The following is a 17,913-nucleotide window of genomic DNA, read 5'->3' on the forward strand; positions in this document are numbered from 1 at the left end:
ACAAGCCCGCGTCCTCGGTCGCGAACCCGCTATTCCCGGCTCCTCCGCCTCTTCCTCATCCGCATGAATGCACGCTCCCTGTCGTCACGCCGCCTGCGCTACCTGACGTTCGCCGGCCTTGGCGTGACGTCCGTCACCGCCTGCGCGGCCGATCCGTTCACCATCTCCGACATCCGGATCGAGGGCCTGCAACGCATCGAGCCCGGCTCGGTGTTCGCCTACCTGCCGATGAAGCAGGGCGACACCTACAACGACGACCTGGCCTCCGAAGCGATCCGCAAGCTCTACGCGACGGGCTTCTTCAACGACGTGAAAGTGGCCACCGAGGGCACGGTGGTGATCGTGCAGGTGCAGGAGCGCCCGGCGATCTCGTCGATCGACTTCAGCGGCATCAAGGAATTCGACAAGGACAACCTGACCAAGGCACTGACCTCGGTGGGCCTGGCGCGCGGCCGCTACTACGACAAGTCGCTGGTGGACAAGGCCGAGCAGGAGCTCAAGCGCCAGTACCTCACGCGCGGCTACTACGCGGCCGAGGTCACCACCAACATCACGCCGGTGGACGCGAACCGCGTGTCGATCCTGTTCTCGGTGGCCGAAGGCCCGAGCGCGAAGATCCGCCAGGTCAACTTCATCGGCAACCACACCTTCAAGACCAGCACCCTGCTCGACGAGATGCAGCTGTCGACGCCGAACTGGTTCTCCTGGTACACCAAGAACGACCTGTACTCGAAGGAGAAGCTCACGGGCGACCTGGAGAACGTGCGCTCGTACTACCTCGACCGAGGCTACCTCGAGTTCAATTTCGACTCGACCCAAGTGTCGATCTCGCCCGACAAGAAGGACATGTACCTGACCATCACGGTGCATGAGGGCCAGCCCTACACGATCTCAAAGGTGCAGCTCGCGGGCAACCTGCTGGATCGCCAGGCCGAGCTGCAGAAGCTGGTGAAGATCAAGGCCGGCGAGCGCTTCTCGGCCGCCAAGCTGCAGGCCACCACCAAGGCGGTGGTCGACAAGCTCGGCGAATACGGCTACGCGTTCGCGACAGTCAATGCCCAGCCCGAGATCGACCAGGTCACGCACAAGGTGGGCCTGACGCTGGTGGTCGATCCGGGCCATCGCGTCTATGTGCGGCACATCAACATCACCGGCAACTCGCGCACGCGCGACGAGGTGGTGCGCCGCGAGATGCGCCAGATGGAAAGCGCCTGGTTCGATTCGGGGCGCCTCGCGCTGTCGAAGGACCGCATCAACCGGCTCGGCTACTTCACCGACGTCGACATCTCGACGGTGCCGGTGGAAGGCACCACCGACCAGGTCGACGTCAACGTGAAGGTGACCGAGAAGCCGACCGGCTCGATCTCGCTGGGCGTGGGCTACGGCTCCGGCGAAGGCCCGATCATCTCGGCCAGCGTCTCGCAGGACAACGTGTTCGGCTCGGGCACCAGCCTCTCGGTGACGGTCAACACGGCCACCACCTATCGCACGCTGGCGGTCGAGCAGGTGGACCCGTACTTCACGATCGACGGCATCCGGCGCATCACCGACGTCTACTACCGCACCAGCGAGCCGCTCTACTACTCGAGCACCACCGACACCAGCTTCCGCGTGATCACCTACGGCGCCTCGATGAAGTTCGGCATCCCGTTCTCGGAAACCGACACGGTGTTCTTCGGCATCGGCCTCGAGCAGAACCGGCTCGACGTGGACTCGACCACGCCGCAGAGCTATATCGACTACGTGAACTCGTTCGGCCGCGTCTCGAACAACGTGCCGGCCACGGTGGGCTGGTCGCGCGACAACCGCGACAGCACGCTGATCCCGAGCCGCGGCTACTTCCTGCAGGCGAACGCCGAGTACGGCACGCCGATCGCGGCCACCACCTACGTGAAGAGCGACCTGCAAGCGCAGTACTACTACTCGTTCGCGCGCGGCTTCATCCTCGGCCTGAACTTCCAGGGCGGCTACGGCAAGGGCCTGGAAGGCAAGCCCTACCCGATCTTCAAGAACTACTACGCGGGCGGGATCGGCTCGGTGCGCGGCTACGAATCGAGTTCGCTCGGCCCGCGCGACGCCACCACCAACGACCCGATCGGCGGCTCGAAGATGCTGGTCGGCAATATCGAGCTGACCGTGCCGCTGCCCGGCACCGGCTACGACCGCACGCTGCGCGTGTTCACCTTCGTCGACGGCGGCAACGTGTGGGGCTCGGAAGGCAACAGCATCGGCGCCAACGGGCTGCGCTACAGCTACGGCGCCGGCCTCGAATGGATCTCGCCGATCGGCCCGCTCAAGATCGACCTCGGCTTCCCGGTCGTCAAGCACACCGGCGACCAGTACCAGAAGTTCCAGTTCCAGATCGGTACGTCGTTTTAAGGAAACGATCGTCCCGATCCGTCTCCCGTGCGCGCGCCGCTTCGCGTAGGATATCCGGCGGTCCGCGCAAGGATCCGCGGCGCCGGCCTGCGCCGCCTACATCACGGAGACGTATGAACACCTCGACTGACCGGGCCGCGTCGATCGGCAAGCTGCTGATCGCCACGCTCGCCATCCTCTCCAGCGCCGCGCAGGCGGCGGGCTTCGACTGCGCGAAGGCGAGCTCGCCGACCGAGCAGCGCATCTGCGCCGATGCGCAACTGTCGAAGCAGGACGAGACGCTGCAGGCGCTCTACGCGCAAGTGCCGGCCTCGCCCGACTGGCGCGCGGACCAGCGCGCCTGGCTGGCGCTGCGCGACGGCTGCGGCGACGACGCCTGCCTGCGCAACCTCTACGCCGATCGCATCGTGGTGCTGCGCCATGCGCGCACGCCGTTCCACTGGGGCGCGCGCTGGCAGCGCGTCGACGCCGGCGGCCACGACGGCGCGCAGCTCGACATCACGCACGTCAACGACCGGCAGTTCTCGTTCAGCTTCGATGCGGTGGCCGGCGCGAATACCGGCGCGCTGTCCGAGACGGCGCGCTTCCTGGCGCCCGACACGGCCAGCTATGTCGGCGACGCGAAGATGGATACCAAGGGCTGCGTGCTGACCTTCCGGCGCGTGCTGAACCGGCTCACGGTCGAGCAGCAGGGCGATGCCTTCGCCTGCGGCGCCGGCGTGGGCGTCTCCTATGGCGGCGATTACGTCGCTGCCGCGCGGGACCCGAACGCCGAGCCGAGCCTGCTCTCGCTCGGCGTGGCACGCAGCCCCGCGCAGGACGCGGCGCTGCGCAAGCTGCTCGGGCGCGACTACCGGACCATGGTGGCGACGGCCAGCGTGGTCGACACGCAGGCCGACAATCTCGACGGCAACGGCGCGCGCGTGGTCGGGATGTTCGTGCAGGGCATCGCCTGCGATACCAAGTCCGTATTGATGAGCGACGCTCAGGGGCACCTCTGGGCCGGGGTCTGGGAAGCGGGCGCGGCCTCGGCGCCGGCGCAGCTGCGCTACTACACCAATGTCGCCGCCGACAAGCAGCGGCTGCCCAAGACGATCGCCGCGGCCAACGCCGAGACCTGCCCCGGCGAGCCCGTCACGGTCCGGATGATGCCCTGAGGCGAAACGAGCCCGGGATGACGCTTCGCTCGCATGCCCGCCATGGCGCCTCGCGCGCGGCGCGCCAAGCCGCGAACCGTCGTGACGAGGGCCGGCATGCTAGATTGGCAGGCACCGCCTCTCACGATATCGCCATGCCGATTCCCGACCGGTTCGCCGCCCGCCGCCACCCGCGCCGCGCCACTGTTGCCGCCCTCGCCACCTTGCTGCTGACGCTGGCGGCCTGCGCGCCGTCGCGGCCGCCCGGCGCGGCCGCGTCCACGCCGGCCACGCCGCTGTCGGGCGCCGCCCCGCTCACGCTCGAACGCGCCAAGTCCGATGCCTTCGTCGCGCAATACGGCATCGAGCCCGATTCGCCGAAGGCGGCCATCATCGCGCGCTGGCGCGAGAAGATGCTGACCGATCCCGACATCGTGCGCGCCTTCGGCATGGGCGACGACGGCCAGGCCGGCCGCTCGCTCGCCGAGCGGCGCCCCGAATTCTTCAGCGAGGGGTCGCTGCGCGTCTCGCAGTCGGACCGCTCGACCTTCATCTCGATCGGCGCGCGCGTGCTGGACGCGGCGCCGCCCGATTGCGGCGGCGAGAAAAGCATGAGCGCCGTGATCGTGCGCTACCTGTCGCTGGCCAGGCTGTCCGACCAGGACATCGACGACTACTTCCGGATCACCTACGAATCGCTGAAGCGCTCGGCGCAGCAGACGCCGCTGGCCACCGTCAACGAGCCGCAACGCGAGCAGGGACGCAACGCGCTGTCGGCGGCGATCGCCGAACGGCTCAAGGGCGATCCGGACGCGGCGCGCTCGCTGGCCGCCGCGGTGGCCGACCCGGCCGCCGTCACGCCGGAGATCTGGTGCAGCAACATGCGCACCATGGAGCACGCGGTGCTGAGCATTCCGCAGCCGCAGCGCGACTGGCTGCTGATCTCGATCCAGACCGACGCGCTGGCCCGGCGCAGCGCCAACCTGCCGGTGCCGCACCCGCCCTCGGCGCCCTGAACGAGCGCGCCAGGGCGCGCCTGCACGCCGGCCGATTGCTTCCCGGCCCGCAACAGTCGAGGCTCCGGAGCGCGATCGCCATCATCCGGTTGCATGCGCAAACAAGCGCTTCCGCATGCGCCGGGCGCATCGCACCGAATTATCCATCTTTGACAGTTCGAGGATTGGCTCCACTAAAACCAGCGCAAGCGTTTGCGCAAACGCTTGCCAAAAAATAATCAAGCCCGGCATCTCGCATTAACGGCAGGGAGTCGACATTCATTAATGGCCGGGCACTGGAATTTACGATCGGCGATGGTTTTTTCAGGCCGTTCATGCGATTATTCCGCGGCGACGTTATCCATACGTCGCATGGAAATACCGCTGGCCCGTATTCCGGCGGCATTATCCAGTGCCTTGACGATCCGCGCCGCACGGCGCGGATCTTTTTCCGCTCAGCGGCGCAGTTGCCGCGCGCTCGCGAAACGATGGCGCCGCTCGCCGTCCTGCACGCTGTCGACGCCGATCCGGTAGGCGCGCCGCGCGTACTCGCGATGCCGGGCCAGCTCGGCCACCAGGCTGCTGGTGTACACGTCGAGCAGCCTGGCGCTGCCGTCGGCCGCCTCCACCTCGCTGCCGACGCTGCGGCCGATCATCATGCCGATCCCGCAATAACCGTCGATGCTGCCCGTCATCCGCTCGTTCGGACAATGCCGGTCGAAATCCGCCTTCAATCTTTTCAAGCGAAGATCCCTGATCGTATCGACGATCAGCCATTTGATGAATTTCACGTTGGCCTCGATGTTCTAATTGTGCCCGACAAAATGCTCGGTTTAGCGCCAGCGAGTGAGCTCATATCCCCGTGAAATGCCGAATGGCGTCGTTCGCATCGCGCGCGCCGGCGATTCTAAATCATAAATTCGGAATCGGGATTAATCGCAAATCGATACCGCCGCATTCGCGACTATTTCCCATTATTTGATTCCTGTCAGGAGACAATCAGGCGATTGCTCCGGTATTACGTGGCATCGGCGAGGTTCCGACGAGGCCGGCGGGGCCTCGCCGAGGCGGGTGATGTCGGGCGGGCCTAGCCGCGGCCGACGAAGGGCATCTGGCTGGCCATCACCGTCATGTTCAGCACGTTCGCCGTGAGCGGCAGGCTCGCCATGTAGCCGACCGCGTCGGCCACGTGCGCGACGTCGAACATCGGCTCGGTGGCGATGCTGCCGTTGGCCTGCAGCACGCCGCGCTGCATCCGCTCGGAGAGTTCGGTCAGCGCGTTGCCGATGTCGATCTGGCAGCCGACGATGCCGAACTGGCGGCCGTCCAGCGCGATGCTCTTGGTCAGGCCGAGCACCGCGTGCTTGCTCGCCGTGTAGGGCGAGGTGAAGGGGCGCGGCGTGTGCGCCGAGATCGAGCCGTTGTTGATGATGCGGCCGCCGCGCGGGCTCTGCCGGCGCATCAGCGCGAAGGCGCCGCGCGCGCAGAGGAATACGCCGGTCACGTTGGTGTCGATCACGTCGCGCCACTGCTCGACGCTCAGCTCGTCCATCGGCACCGCCGGGGCGTTTACGCCGGCATTGTTGAACAGCAGGTCGAGGCGGCCGTAGGTCCGCTCGATGGTCGCGTAGAGCGCGTCGACGCTGGCCGCGTCGCGCACGTCGACCGTCACCGCGAGCGCTTCGCGGCCGTCGGCCCTGGCCTCGTCCACGAAGGCGGCCAGCGGCTCGGCGCGCCGCCCCGCGGCCACCACCGTGAAGCCGTCGGCCAGCAGCCGCCTGGCCGCGGCGCGGCCGATCCCGCTGCCGGCACCCGTCACGAGTGCGATGCGCGGCGCGGCCGCGGTGCTTGCTGTCGATTCCATCCTGAAGTCTCCTGTGGCTGTCGCGAACGAGGACGGCGCGGCCGGGACGGCACGCGCCGCTCAGCGCCAGTGTAGGCAAGTCCGGCCGCGCGTGGGTGCAAGGCGCGACCGGCGGCGGGCCGCCCGCGCGGGACGGCGGGCGCACCGCGAAGGTGCTAGCATGGCGCAAGCCGCTGCCGGCTTGCGCCGCGGGCTTTCGATACGCTTGCACATCGCAGGGAACCAGGAGGAGTTATGTCTATCGACTATCGTGGGTTTCGCGTGACCACGGACGTCTCGCCGGACGATACCGGCATGCAGTGGCGCTACAGCGCGAAGATCGACCCCGTCGACGACAGCTATCGCGACGCGAAGCTGCCGCCCGTCGAGGGCACGGTATCGCGGCTGAAGATCGACGTGCTGATGGTGATGAGCATGGTCGAGCAGCTCGCCAAGGACATGATCGAGGAGTGGCACAAGAAGCAGTGAGCCGGCGCGCGCCGCTCGCATCCTGACCGGCTCGCCGGAGCCGGAAGCCGCCGCGGTCCTCGACGGTCATGCAGTTCCGCGCGACGTGTCCCGCGTCGCGCATCACCGGCTCGGCTCCCGACGCGGCAGCGTCGCGCGAGACGATCCGGCGCCCTCCCCGCCCCGCTTTCCATTCCCGCCACTGCCACGCCATTCGCCGGCTTCATTCACCGGCTTCATTCGCCGACCGACCGGACGGCCGGGGCATGGCGCGCCTGGACTCAGCGACGCCCGCCCTCGCCCGGCGCGGCGCTCGCGCCTTGGCCGGCCAGAGCCGAATGCGCGAGGCGGATCGCGTCGTGGCCTGCCTGCTTGGCCTCGTAGAGCGCGAGATCGGCCCGCACGTAGAGACGCTCGAAGGTGTCGCCGCCCTCGGCCGAGGCGATGCCGCCGCTGATCGTGTAGCGGTATTCGCCGCCCGGCGTCATCACCGCGCGCGCGGCCGCCGCGACGCGCAGGCGCTCGCCGGCCTGCCAGGCGTCGCGTGCCGAGGTCCCCGGCAGCAACACCCCAAAGGTTTCGCCGCCGAGCCGGCCGAGCAAGGTCTCGGCGCGCAGTTGCGCCGAGGCGAGCTGGGCGAAGTCGCGCAGCAAGGCATCGCCGCCGTCGCGGCCCGCGACCTGGTTGGCCCGTTCGAGATGATCGAGTTCGATCAGCAGCAGCGCGACGGGACGGCCGCCGCGCTGGCGCGCCAGCCGCTCGCGCACCAGCGCCTCGAAACGGTCGCGCTCCGGCAGGCCCGTCAGCGGATCGCCGTGAGCCGGGCCGGCGGGGCGCGTCAGCAGCGCATCCTGCGCCAGCAGCACGGCGGCCAGCGGCAGCAGTGCCAGCGCGATGCCGCCCAGCGGCGACGCCGCGGCCAGCAGGGGAAACACCGGCACGGCCGCCTGGGCGCAGGAGCCGAAGCCGACCAGCAAGGCCAGCGCCGCCACCCCGCGCGACGACCAGGCGGCGGTGCCCGATGCCGGCCGACGCACCATGCCGAGCGCGATCAGGACACCGAACGCAAGGGCATAGATGCTCGCCGCCAAGCTGCCGAGCATGCCGCCGTGGCGCGTGAACTGGCTGGCCGCCAATACCAGGCCGAGCACCGCCAGCGCGCCGCCGAGCAAGGCCCAGGACGGCCGCCTCCCGCCGAAGCGCAGGCAACCGGCCAGGAAACAGGCCAGCGAGGCGGCCGCGACGAAGCTGGCCGGCGCGCCGGCCAGCGCGCCCGGCCAGGACAGCCAGGATGCGATCGCAGCCAGCGCGGCGGCGGCGCTCCATTCGCGCAGGCCGGGCAAGGCGGCGCGCAGCAAGGAGACCAGCAGGACGAGTGCAGCCAGCGCGATCGAGGCGCCGAGCATGATGAGGCAGGGAGAGGATTCGGTCATGCGCGGGTCAGCGGTCCTGCCCGGCGGTGAGGGTCGGCAGACTGGCCGTCATGCCTGAAGGCGGTTCGCCGCCCTCGATACGAACTGCGATGCTCGAGCCGGCCAGCGGCCGGCAGGATGGTTAAAGCGCCCCGGACATCCATGTCAATCTCTCACTCTGTTGTCGACGGATCGTCCGCATGCGAGATGCATAGGTACAGATCGATCCGGAGCCGCCGCGCCGGGCGGCACGACTGGCATCGCGCGCCCGCTCGGTCGGGCATGGACAGCCAGGCCTGGTGCCGCTCGCCTGCCTGCCCGATACCACGTCGCCATGACGGCGACCGACTCGCTGTGATTGTAGGGGGGGATTCGCGCCGAAATGTATCGAGCTTGAAAACTTTATCAATCTTTCACTTGCGCACCGGGCTCTTCCGGTGCATGGCACGTCGTGCGGTGCACCGGTTGCACAGGCTTCCGAAGCACGCTACCCTAACTCCGATTATTCAAGTCGGAGTGGAAATGGCACACATCAGTACAGGCGTCGAATACGGGCTGCATTGCCTGCTCTACCTGGCCGAGCCGGCCTCCGGCATGCGCGAGGCTAGCGTGCGCGACCTCGCCGAGCTGCAGGGCGTGCCGCTCGATTTTCTCGCCAAGCTGTTCACCAAGCTGCACAAGGCGGGGCTGGTGATCGCCACCGAAGGCGCGAAGGGCGGCTTCGCGCTGGCGCGGCCGGCCGACCAGATCTCGGTGCTCGACGTGGTCAGCGCGATCGACGGCGACAAGTCCCTGTTCGAATGTCGCGAGGTGCGCGAGCGTTGCGCCGTGTTCGAAGGGACCAAGCCGGCCTGGGCGACCAGCGGCGTCTGCGCGATCCACTCGGTGATGCAGCAGGCGGAGAAGAAGATGCGCGAGTCGCTGGCCTCGCAGTCGCTCGCCGATATTGCTGAGCGCTTCTCATCGAAGGCGCCGCGCAGTTTCGGGCCGCAGGTGGTGAAGTGGTTCGAGGATCGCGCCGCGAGCCGGCGCCGCGAACGCGGCGCGGCGGGCTGAACGAGGCAAGCCGAACGCAGCCGGCATCGCCGGCTGCCGACATGACAAGAGGGGCGGCCCGCCGGGCCGCCCCTTCTCGTTGATGCCGCGCTCGCTCAGGCCAGCACCTCAGGCCACCACCTCATGCCACCACCTCATGCCACCACGATGCGCAGCGGATCGGCCGCCGCCAGCGCCTCGGCACGATCGGCCGCGGGCGGATAGATCCACTCCGAGTTGATCTGCCGCTTGAGCGTCTTCGCCTGCGCGCCCTCCAGCTTCACCACGCGGTCCCAGCCTTCCGTATAGACGGCGCCCCACGGCCCGAGGTCGAGGCAGGTCACGTACTTCGGCTGGCTGTAGGGCAGCGGCGCCTGGCCGAGCAGGTCGGCGGCCGCGTTGTGGCCGGCCGAGCGGCCCAGGTTCATGGCGTGCTGGCAGGACATCTTGGCGTGATTGCCGGCATCGTCGGTCGCGGCATAGGCGCAATCGCCCGTCGCGAACACGTCCTCCACGCCGATCACCTTCAGGTTGCGATCGACGAACAGGCGGCCGAAGCCATCGCGCTCGCCGGGAATCTGCGCGGTCAACGCGCTGGCCCGCGCGCCGGCGGTCCAGATCACGGTGGCGGCCTCGATCCGCTCGCCGTTGGCCAGCGTCACGCCGCCGGCATCCACCGCGGCCACGCCCGAGCCGAGCTTCCAGCTCACGCCGAGTTCGCCCAGTGCCTGCGTGATGACGGGGCGCGGGCCCGGGCCCAGGTCGGGGCCGAGTTCGTCGTTGCGATCGACCAGGATCACCCGCACCTCGGCATCGGCACCCAGCGTCTCGCGCAGGCGCGCCGGCATTTCGGCGGCGGTCTCGATGCCGGTGAAACCGGCGCCCGCGATCACCACCGTGGCGCGCGCGGCGCCGGCCGGCAACTGGCCGAGCGTCTTCAGGTGCGCGTCCAGCTTCACGGCCTCCTCGAGTTGGTCGACGTTGAACGCGTGCGCGTCGAGCCCCTCGATCGCGGGCCGGAACAGCCGGCTGCCGGCCGCCAGCACCAGGCGGTCGTAGCCGATCTCCTGGCGCGCCGCGCCGGCCTGGGTGCCGATCACCGCGACCTTGCGGTTCGCCACGTCGATGGTGTCCACGTAGCCGGCAACGAAGCGCACGCCAACGGCATCGAACAAGGCCTGCAGCGGCGCCTTCATCGCGCCCGGGTCCGCCTCGTAGAGGCGCGGGCGCACATGCAGCTCGGGCGCCGGCGCCACCAGGGCGATCTCGACGTCGTCGCGGCCGAGCTGATCGAGCAAGCGCGCCGACGCCAGCGCGCTCCACATGCCGGCAAAGCCGGCGCCGATGACAAGAATGCGTTTCGACACTTTTCTCTCTCCTGGACAGGTCACGGTTTCGGGCGGCACGCTCGCCGCACGTCGAATAACTCGGATTCTATTTGTCGTAGTTCTTGGATGCAAGTGTGGAATCCGCAACAAATCGTCTCGATTTCCAGCTTGCGCGATGGCGATCGATCTCGTATCTTATGTGCGACTCGATTTATCCAAGTTTCATGCTTGAAACCCGTCCTCCAGCGCCGGACGCTCAGTTTTCCTGATCAGCCGGCGCCTTCGAAGACCAGACCCATGCCCTCCCGCCGCCGATGAGCCAACGCGACCGCGACCTGAAACTCGACATCGACCGCGGCCTGCGCCTGCCGGTCTATCTGCAGATCTGCGAGCGCTTCAAGCACGCGATCGGCGCCGGTCATCTGCGGCCCGGCGATCGCGTGCCGGCCGTGCGCGGCCTAGCCACCGAGCTGAACACGGCGCGCGGCACGGTCGAGATGGCCTACCGGATCCTGGTCGACGAGGGTTATCTGCAGGTGCGCGGCGCGGCCGGCACCTATGTGTCGCCCTCGCTGCCGCCGGCCGCCTTGCGCCAGGCCGCGCGCGGCGCGAAGGCGCCGGCACGGGACAAGCCGGCGGCGGCACCGGCCGCAATCGATGCGTTTCGCGAGCATGGCGGCGCGCCGCTGCCGCTGCAGCCGGGCCTGCCCGCGCTCGACGCCTTCCCGCGCAAGGTCTGGAATCGCCTGGTCGCCTATCGCCTGCGGCGCGCCGAGCCGGCTGCGCTCGCCTACCCGGCGCCGCTCGGCCATGCGCCGCTGCGCGAGAAGATCGCCAGCTATCTCGGCGTGTCGCGCGGGGTGGCCTGCACGCCCGAGCAGGTGTTCGTCACCAGCGGCTATCGCGCCACGCTCGAGCTGGTGCTGCGCGCGCTCGCCTCGCCGGGCGATCGCGTCTGGTACGAGGATCCCGGCTACCTGCTGGCGCGGCGCTTCCTGGTGGATGCGGGCGTCTCGCTGGTGCCGGTGCCGGTGGATGCGGAAGGGCTCGACGTGGAACGCGGCATCGCGCTCGATCCGCAAGCGCGCTTCGCGGTGGTCACGCCCTCGCACCAGAGCCCGCTCGGCGTGACGCTTTCGCTGGCGCGCCGCATCGCCCTGCTCGACTGGGCCTCGCGCTCGGGAAGCTGGATCATCGAGGACGACTACGACAGCGAATTCCGCTACACGGGCCGCCCGCTGCCGGCGCTGAAGAGCCTCGACCGCCACGACCGCGTGATCTATTGCGGCACCTTCAGCAAGGTGATGGTGCCGGGCCTGCGGCTCGCCTACGTGGTGGTGCCCGAGCGCGCCATCGCGCGCATGCGGCGGATCTGCCAGAGCATGAACGCGGGCTCGCCCTATCTATTGCAGGCGGGCGTGGCCGACTTCATCGCGCAAGGGCATTTCGCGCGCCACCTGAAGCGCATGCGCGCGCTGTATGCCGAGCGGCGCGAGTTCATGGCCGAGGCGCTGCGCGAGGCCTTCGGCGCGCGCCTGCGGGTCGAGCTGCCGGCCGGCGGCATGCACCTCGCGGTGGGCTTCGAGCCGTCGGCCGAGCTCGACGATCTCGTCTTCGCGGCGCAGGCGCGCGAAGCCGGGCTCGGCATCAGCGCGCTGTCGGAGTGGTATGCGAATGGACGCGCCAAGCCGGCGCGACGCGGCTTCGTGCTCGGCTTCGCCAACGTGGCGAGCCGCGACGAGGCACGCGGCCTGGCGCGATTGCTGCTGGCGATCTACGAGCGCTGAACGAACGCGCACACGGCGCGCTCCGCTCAGGCGTCCGTCGCCTCGTCGAGGCTCGCGGGCCTGGCCGCCTCGGCCGGCGGCGCCGCGCAGAAGGGCACGCAGCGGCGCAGCGCGGCGCGTTCGCGCGCCAGCTCCGCCTGCACCACCGCGTCGCCCATCACCAGCCCCTGCAGCAGGAAGAAACGCAGGTCGTGCAGGCCGATCGAGCCCAGGGCGTAGCGCAGGTAAGGCGTGAGGAAATCGGCCTGCCGTGCATTCGGCCCGCTATGCACGCCGCCCGAACCGACGATCACGAAGCTCGGCCGATCGCGCATCAGGCCGACCTTGCCCTCGGGCGTCGAACGGAACGTGCGGTTGATGCGCAGCACGTAGTCGATCCACAGCTTCAGCGCGGCCGGCACCGTGAAGTTGTGCATCGGCGTGTTGATGAGCAGGCAATCGGTGGCCTCGATCTCGCCGATCAGCGTTTCCGACAGCGCGAAGGCCGCGGAATCGGCGTCGCGCGAAGTGACCGCCTTCGCATAGGTGCTGCCGACCGGCGGCAAGGGCGCCGCCACCAGGTCGCGCTCGATCAGCAGGAATTCGCGGCCCGCGGCCGTCTCGCGATAACGCAACACGTCGACCGCCTCGCGCGCGAGCCGATAGCCATGGCTGGCCTCGCGATGCGGGCTCGCATTCAGCAGCAGCACGTTCATCAGGCAGCCTCCCTGGCCAGGTTCAACGGTTCGACGAAATGCAGGCCGCGCGCGAGCAGGCCGTTGCGGAAATAGAAGCGCTGCGCGAGCGCCATGTGCAGGCCGGTATCGAGCACGAAACGCGCGCAGCCGCTGTCGCGCGCGATGCCGCGCACGGCATCGAGCAGGCGCGCGCCGACGCGATGGCCCTGCCGCTCGGGATCGACCACCAGGTCGTCGACATAGACGAAACGTCCATACAACAGGTTGGTCTGGTGACGATAGCCGGCCAGGCCCAGCAGTCGTTCGCCGTCGAAGGCGGCCAGCAGGCGATAGGCCTCGCCGCGCTGCCGTTCGAGTTGCGCGACGAAGGCATCCGCGTCGGCCAGGTGCGGGCGCAGCACGCGCATCAGCGTGAAGGCCGTGCTCAGTTCGGCCGGCGCGTCGAGATGCCGGAATGCAATATCAGGGCTCATGCGGGCTCCATCGATCAGTCATGCGCCACGATAGCGCCGCGCGCGCGCCCGCCATAGAGCCATGAATCGTCAAGACGACCGGGCCATCGGCGGCGGCGAGCCGGCATCGGGATCGCAGGCGGCCGCCAGCGCGCGGTCGATCTCGTCGACGAACTTCTGGATCACCGGGTGCCGGCCATGACGCGGCTTCTGCACGATGCCGAGCTCGCGGTGGAAGGTGCGATCGCCCAGGCCGAAGGCCTTCACGCCGCCCGGCCACAGCCGCTCGTCGACATTGCGCGGCACCAGCGCGAGGCCGGCGCCGCTCGACACGAGCTGGGCGATGCAGTGGAAATCGACCACCTCGATCGCGTCGTCGACACGAATGCCCTCGCGCGCGAGGAACTGGTCGACGAGCTGCCCGGCGAAGGTATGACGCGCGCAGCGAATGAAGGGCGCCTGCCCGATCGCCTCGCGCCACGAATCGGCCTCGATGCGTTCGGGCACCAGCAGCACGAACGGCTCGAGCGCGATGCGCCGCCATTCGATCGCCTCGGGCAGGGTGAAGTTGGGGCGGCTCATCACGGCCAGGTCGATCTCGCCCGCATCGATCTGGCTGACCAGGGCCAGGCCGCCGCCGGTGACGATCTCCACGCGCCAGGCCGGGAAGGCCTCGCGAAACAGCGTGACCGGCCCCGCGATCAGGCGCCCCTGCGCCGAGGCCACCGCGCCGATGCGCAGCGTGCCGGTGTTCTCGGCCACGCTGGGCTCGCGCAGCAGGCGCGCATGCAGGGCCATCATCTCGGCGGCCAGCACCAGCGCCTCCTGGCCGGCCTTGGTCAGGTGCGGCGTGCGCCCGGAACGATCGAACAGCGCCACGCCGAGCTGCTCCTCGACGCGCTGGATCTGCGAGCTGACCGCCGACTGCGTGATGCCGATGCGCGCCGCCGCCGCCGAGAAGGTGCCGTGCTTGGCCACCGCCAGGAATGTCTTCAATTCGCGCAGCATCGCCGGGTATCGATTCCGTCCATATGACCCATAGAATTCTATCGTTTTACATTGAATATCGATAGCGGTAGGCTGCGATTCAGATCGGCGGCGCGGTTTAACCGGTTGATATACCGGATCGGATTCCGTGAAAACCCCGATTATAAAAATCAGAAATTTTCATTAGCCATTCCGGCCGCGCCGCCCGCGTTGCGCGGTGCAGCAAGGTGTTTCGAGAGCCGTGTTCGTGTCGTTCCCCGCAGTTCGCAGCAAGTCGTTCTTTATTTATCGAATCACCCAATAACATCAACTCTGCAAACCGGCATCACGGCGCGCATTGCCGAAAATCGCAATGCGCGCCGACAACAAAATCAAAATACAACAACCATTCCGAAATAGATCATTTTGCCCGCCGCCATTTCAATTCCATCGAAGATGAGTAAAGGAGATACGGAGATGCAAAAGAACATCGTGATCGGCGCGGTACTGGCGCTGGGCGCCAGCCTGGGTTCCGCGTATGCCCTCGCCGCCTCGACCGAGATCCTCGCCGACGACGCGGCCGTCGTCGCGGCGGCCAACCTGAATCCCTCGGTGCCGCCCGGATCGAACTTCAACCTCAAGCCCTGGACCCTGCAGTTGCCGATCGGCGCCTCGGGCAGCGTCACCCAGGTGAACGGCGACAGCCTCGCGGCCGGCTTCACCAACCAGTTCTATTTCTATACGGACAAGTCGGACGGCGCGATGGTGATGATGGACCCGACGCGCGGCTGGACCACCTCGGGCTCGCAGCACCCGCGCACCGAGTTGCGCGAGGCGAAGATCTGGCCGACCTCGGGCACCAACCGGCTCAACGCCACGCTGACCGTGGTGCAGGTGCCGAAGACCACCGCCGTGGCGCAGATCTTCCAGGGCACCGGGCCGAGCAAGCCGCTCTGCGAGCTGCAGGTGACCTCCGCCGGCAAGGTGCAGTTGCTGCTCGAGGACACCAACCAGGGCGGCCAATCGCATACCTACCAGATCGCGACCGTGACGATCGGCCAGTCCTTCACCTACGAGATGAGCCTGTCGGGCACCACGGTGGGCGTGAAGGTGAACGGTACTTCGAAGTCCTTCACGATGGACTCGAGCTTCAACGGCGAGAGCTTCTACTTCAAGGCGGGCAACTACGATCAGTCGGCCACCTCGGGCACGCCGCTGACCACGCCGGGCACGGTGGTGAAGTTCTACGCGCTGACGCTCACGCACAGCTGAGCCATGCGGTCCACGCCCGGCACGCGCGAGGCGTGACGGGCGCCGGGTTCAGAACGCCGGCACCGGGTTGTGGCCCGAGGACAGCACGTACTTGCCGTCGCGCAGCCGGTAGACGGCGGTCTGGTGGATCAGGCGCAGGCCGCCGTCGTCGCCCGAGGCGATCGTCTCGGCGCCGTCGAAGTGGATCTGCATCTCGCTCGTGCCGTCCTCGGCGGCGACGAGCGAGAGCTTGCCGTCGACCTCGAAGCAGGCCGGCGGCGAACCCGCATCGTTCGACACCACCACGTCGGTTTCGCTGGCGGCCGTGCCATGCGCCGGGCTCGCCGCCTTCAGCGTGGCCTCGCAATCGCCGCTCGCGCCGAGGTTGTTGCCGTCCACCGGCACCGTGCTCGCGTAGGTCGCGATGCGGCCCGGCGCGACGCCGTAAACCGAAGCCCAGGTCCCGCAGAAACCCTGCCAGCATCCGCCGCCCGTGACGATCAGGCCGAACTCGCCGGCGCCGATCCGCGTCACGCTGGTGTCGCCCAGGGAGCCCGCCACGCCGAGATAGTCGACGCCGTCCACGCGCCTCTCCAGCATCCAGCCCGAGGCATCGCGCCGGAAGAAATAGGCGCCGAGCCAGGCGCCGGCCGCGTAGCCGTCGTCGCGCACGCCGGTGTCGTCGATGCCCACGCCTTCGGTCAGCATCACCGCATGCGTGTCGTCGAGCCGGATCACCTCGCGCGGCGTGATCTCGATGCGGCTCGCTACCGTCTTCGCCGACGCGCTGCCGGCGGTGCGCCGGATCCGCCCCGAATCGTCGCGCTCGGGCAGCGGGACCTCGACCGCCTGCGCGGCGGGATCGTTGCCTTCATGCCAGTTGGGGAATACCAGGCGCATCAGGTCGCCGCGCTTGAGGCCCTGCGAGAACGAGGCCGCGGTGCCCGACGAATCCGAAGCGGCCAGCGCGCCCGAAGCGAGCGCGGCGGCCGAAGCCGGCATCGAAGCCGCGGCCGGCACGGCCGACGACGCACTCGACGCGCCCGAGGCAGCCGTCTGGTTCGCGTCGTGCCGGTTGCAGGCGCCCAGCAGCAGCGAGGCGGCGCCGAGCAGCGCATACGAAGCCGCGCGCCGCGCCGCCGCGGCCCAGGCCGCCAGGCGAGCCGGACGCGAAACGGCCCGCGGCGGCATGGCCGGCGTGGACGCAAACGGGCGAGTCGGGCGAGTCGGGCAAGCGGCGATCATGGGCGGGGCAGATGGGTGGACAGGTCGAGGCAAGGCGCTTCGAGGCGCCGCTGGGAGGGCTCGCACAGCGCGCGGATGTTACCAGATATTTCGGACCGGTCCGACCAATAGGCGGCTCGCCTGCGCGCTGGCAAGACCGCCGCGGATCGTCCCGAAACGCTTGCGCATCAAGGCTTTACGCGACGGCGGCAGCGTGTCGTCACGGGGCCGCCGGGCATGCCGGCCACCGGCTCGGCGCGCCATCTTCCGACGATTTCGCGCCGGCGCCGAACGCTCGCGCCCGCCGGCAGCGACGGATTTTCCCCGCCGCCCCGTTTAACCCTGGACGGCGCGAATCTGCGCCTCGCAACCCAGGGAGAAAAACCAAATGACACGTCTGTTCCATCCGGCGCGCCTCGCCGCCGCCCTCTGCCTCACGCTCGCCACCAGCGCCTTCGCGCAGGCCGTGATCGTCGCGCCGATCGCCCCGCCGCCGCCGCGCGTCGAGGTGGTGCCGGCCCCGCGCACCGGCTACGTCTGGGATCACGGCCGCTGGCGCTGGGATCACGGCGGCTATGTCTGGGTGCCGGGCCACTGGCAGCCGGTACGCGTCGGCTACCACTGGGTACCCGGCCACTGGGTCGCGCACGGCCCGAACTGGCACTGGGTGCCGGGCCATTGGGCCTGAGCGTCCCTGTCCATCCAATCGTCAGGGAGTCCTAGCCAATGAAACTGCTCGTCGTTCTCGCGCTCGCCGCCAGCCTGCTGTCCGCCTGCGTGGTGGTGCCCGCGCGGCCGGTCCATGTGCGCCCGGCCGCCGTCGTCGTATATTGATCGCGCGTGCCGCGCGCGGCCCCTTCGCCGGGGCCGGCGCGGTGCCGCCCGTTCGTCATGAGCGGACCCGCCGTCACGATGCCCGCGCTGCCGCGCCCGCCCCGCCGCCCGTCGCCCTCGCCGGCC

16 protein-coding genes are annotated in these 17,913 nt (G+C 68.9%); 8 read left to right on the forward strand and 8 right to left on the reverse strand.

Annotated elements, in window-relative coordinates; translation table 11 throughout:
- Nucleotides 1–63 precede the first annotated feature (63 nt).
- From bamA to F3J10_RS21975, 3 genes are all read left to right on the forward strand, one after another.
- Entirely contained in the window at nt 64–2,379 is a 2,316-nt protein-coding gene (gene bamA / locus F3J10_RS21965; protein WP_025101082.1) for an outer membrane protein assembly factor BamA, read from the forward strand.
- A 113-nt stretch (nt 2,380–2,492) separates the two neighbouring features.
- Nucleotides 2,493–3,536, forward strand: a complete 1,044-nt coding sequence (locus F3J10_RS21970; protein ID WP_025101083.1) for a lysozyme inhibitor LprI family protein — start codon at nt 2,493–2,495, stop codon at nt 3,534–3,536.
- A 134-nt stretch (nt 3,537–3,670) separates the two neighbouring features.
- Nucleotides 3,671–4,531: a TonB C-terminal domain-containing protein gene (locus tag F3J10_RS21975; protein ID WP_167242989.1), complete on the forward strand. Its 861-nt coding sequence runs from the start codon at nt 3,671–3,673 to the stop codon at nt 4,529–4,531.
- Between the two features lie 434 nt (nt 4,532–4,965).
- Here the strand turns inward: F3J10_RS21975 and F3J10_RS21985 are convergent, their stop codons facing one another.
- A complete protein-coding gene (locus F3J10_RS21985) occupies nt 4,966–5,301 on the reverse strand; it encodes a hypothetical protein (RefSeq protein WP_036035842.1) in 336 nt (111 codons plus the stop codon).
- Between the two features lie 296 nt (nt 5,302–5,597).
- Nucleotides 5,598–6,374, reverse strand: coding sequence for an SDR family oxidoreductase (locus F3J10_RS21990; RefSeq protein WP_025101609.1), 777 nt, complete (start codon nt 6,372–6,374; stop codon nt 5,598–5,600).
- 234 nt (nt 6,375–6,608) lie between these two features.
- Between F3J10_RS21990 and F3J10_RS21995 the strand changes: the two genes are divergently transcribed.
- A complete protein-coding gene (locus F3J10_RS21995; protein ID WP_025101610.1) occupies nt 6,609–6,842 on the forward strand; it encodes a hypothetical protein in 234 nt (77 codons plus the stop codon).
- A gap of 260 nt (nt 6,843–7,102) precedes the next feature.
- Here the strand turns inward: F3J10_RS21995 and F3J10_RS22000 are convergent, their stop codons facing one another.
- Nucleotides 7,103–8,254, reverse strand: coding sequence for a GGDEF domain-containing protein (locus F3J10_RS22000; protein ID WP_167242990.1), 1,152 nt, complete (start codon nt 8,252–8,254; stop codon nt 7,103–7,105).
- A gap of 501 nt (nt 8,255–8,755) precedes the next feature.
- On the opposite strand from F3J10_RS22000, the gene F3J10_RS22005 reads away from it, so the two are divergent.
- Nucleotides 8,756–9,289 carry an Rrf2 family transcriptional regulator gene (locus F3J10_RS22005; RefSeq protein WP_013691333.1) on the forward strand — a complete coding sequence of 178 codons (534 nt, stop codon included), beginning with the start codon at nt 8,756–8,758 and terminating at the stop codon, nt 9,287–9,289.
- Between the two features lie 134 nt (nt 9,290–9,423).
- On the opposite strand, the gene F3J10_RS22010 is transcribed toward F3J10_RS22005, so the two are convergent.
- Nucleotides 9,424–10,635, reverse strand: coding sequence for an NAD(P)/FAD-dependent oxidoreductase (locus F3J10_RS22010; RefSeq protein WP_126241656.1), 1,212 nt, complete (start codon nt 10,633–10,635; stop codon nt 9,424–9,426).
- 275 nt (nt 10,636–10,910) lie between these two features.
- Here F3J10_RS22010 and F3J10_RS22015 point away from each other — a divergent pair, with 275 nt between their 5' ends.
- Nucleotides 10,911–12,383 carry a PLP-dependent aminotransferase family protein gene (locus F3J10_RS22015; RefSeq protein ID WP_167242991.1) on the forward strand — a complete coding sequence of 491 codons (1,473 nt, stop codon included), beginning with the start codon at nt 10,911–10,913 and terminating at the stop codon, nt 12,381–12,383.
- A gap of 26 nt (nt 12,384–12,409) precedes the next feature.
- Here the strand turns inward: F3J10_RS22015 and F3J10_RS22020 are convergent, their stop codons facing one another.
- From F3J10_RS22020 to F3J10_RS22030, 3 genes are all read right to left on the reverse strand, one after another.
- The gene (locus F3J10_RS22020; protein WP_025101615.1) at nt 12,410–13,078 is read right to left on the reverse strand and encodes an NAD(P)H-dependent oxidoreductase; all 669 of its coding nucleotides are present in this window, start codon (nt 13,076–13,078) and stop codon (nt 12,410–12,412) included.
- Nucleotides 13,078–13,533 carry a GNAT family N-acetyltransferase gene (locus F3J10_RS22025; RefSeq protein WP_167242992.1) on the reverse strand — a complete coding sequence of 152 codons (456 nt, stop codon included), beginning with the start codon at nt 13,531–13,533 and terminating at the stop codon, nt 13,078–13,080. The genes F3J10_RS22020 and F3J10_RS22025 overlap by 1 nt, the downstream gene beginning before the upstream one ends.
- Before the next feature lie 69 nt (nt 13,534–13,602).
- Nucleotides 13,603–14,520: a LysR family transcriptional regulator gene (locus tag F3J10_RS22030; RefSeq protein WP_025101617.1), complete on the reverse strand. Its 918-nt coding sequence runs from the start codon at nt 14,518–14,520 to the stop codon at nt 13,603–13,605.
- 435 nt (nt 14,521–14,955) lie between these two features.
- On the opposite strand from F3J10_RS22030, the gene F3J10_RS22035 reads away from it, so the two are divergent.
- Entirely contained in the window at nt 14,956–15,750 is a 795-nt protein-coding gene (locus F3J10_RS22035; protein WP_025101618.1) for a polysaccharide lyase family 7 protein, read from the forward strand.
- A 48-nt stretch (nt 15,751–15,798) separates the two neighbouring features.
- Here F3J10_RS22035 and F3J10_RS22040 read toward each other — a convergent pair whose 3' ends face one another.
- The gene (locus tag F3J10_RS22040) at nt 15,799–16,920 is read right to left on the reverse strand and encodes a hypothetical protein (protein WP_167242993.1); all 1,122 of its coding nucleotides are present in this window, start codon (nt 16,918–16,920) and stop codon (nt 15,799–15,801) included.
- 421 nt (nt 16,921–17,341) lie between these two features.
- Here F3J10_RS22040 and F3J10_RS22045 point away from each other — a divergent pair, with 421 nt between their 5' ends.
- Entirely contained in the window at nt 17,342–17,641 is a 300-nt protein-coding gene (locus F3J10_RS22045) for a YXWGXW repeat-containing protein (RefSeq protein ID WP_025101620.1), read from the forward strand.
- Nucleotides 17,642–17,913: the final 272 nt, after the last annotated feature.

Origin of the sequence: Burkholderia sp. Cy-637 (genome assembly GCF_011753175.1) — a bacterium.
Classification (GTDB): Bacteria; Pseudomonadota; Gammaproteobacteria; order Burkholderiales; family Burkholderiaceae; genus Burkholderia; species Burkholderia gladioli.

Bases quoted from the DNA above. Each gene is read 5' to 3' on its own strand.
- bamA (WP_025101082.1), top strand. From the start codon at position 64: ATGAATGCACGCTCCCTGTCGTCACGCCGCCTGCGCTACCTGACGTTC.
- F3J10_RS21970 (WP_025101083.1), top strand. From the start codon at position 2,493: ATGAACACCTCGACTGACCGGGCCGCGTCGATCGGCAAGCTGCTGATC.
- F3J10_RS21975 (WP_167242989.1), top strand. From the start codon at position 3,671: ATGCCGATTCCCGACCGGTTCGCCGCCCGCCGCCACCCGCGCCGCGCC.
- F3J10_RS21990 (WP_025101609.1), bottom strand. From the start codon at position 6,374: ATGGAATCGACAGCAAGCACCGCGGCCGCGCCGCGCATCGCACTCGTG.
- F3J10_RS21995 (WP_025101610.1), top strand. From the start codon at position 6,609: ATGTCTATCGACTATCGTGGGTTTCGCGTGACCACGGACGTCTCGCCG.
- F3J10_RS22000 (WP_167242990.1), bottom strand. From the start codon at position 8,254: ATGACCGAATCCTCTCCCTGCCTCATCATGCTCGGCGCCTCGATCGCG.
- F3J10_RS22005 (WP_013691333.1), top strand. From the start codon at position 8,756: ATGGCACACATCAGTACAGGCGTCGAATACGGGCTGCATTGCCTGCTC.
- F3J10_RS22015 (WP_167242991.1), top strand. From the start codon at position 10,911: ATGAGCCAACGCGACCGCGACCTGAAACTCGACATCGACCGCGGCCTG.
- F3J10_RS22020 (WP_025101615.1), bottom strand. From the start codon at position 13,078: ATGAACGTGCTGCTGCTGAATGCGAGCCCGCATCGCGAGGCCAGCCAT.
- F3J10_RS22025 (WP_167242992.1), bottom strand. From the start codon at position 13,533: ATGAGCCCTGATATTGCATTCCGGCATCTCGACGCGCCGGCCGAACTG.
- F3J10_RS22030 (WP_025101617.1), bottom strand. From the start codon at position 14,520: ATGCTGCGCGAATTGAAGACATTCCTGGCGGTGGCCAAGCACGGCACC.
- F3J10_RS22035 (WP_025101618.1), top strand. From the start codon at position 14,956: ATGCAAAAGAACATCGTGATCGGCGCGGTACTGGCGCTGGGCGCCAGC.
- F3J10_RS22040 (WP_167242993.1), bottom strand. From the start codon at position 16,920: ATGCCGCCGCGGGCCGTTTCGCGTCCGGCTCGCCTGGCGGCCTGGGCC.
- F3J10_RS22045 (WP_025101620.1), top strand. From the start codon at position 17,342: ATGACACGTCTGTTCCATCCGGCGCGCCTCGCCGCCGCCCTCTGCCTC.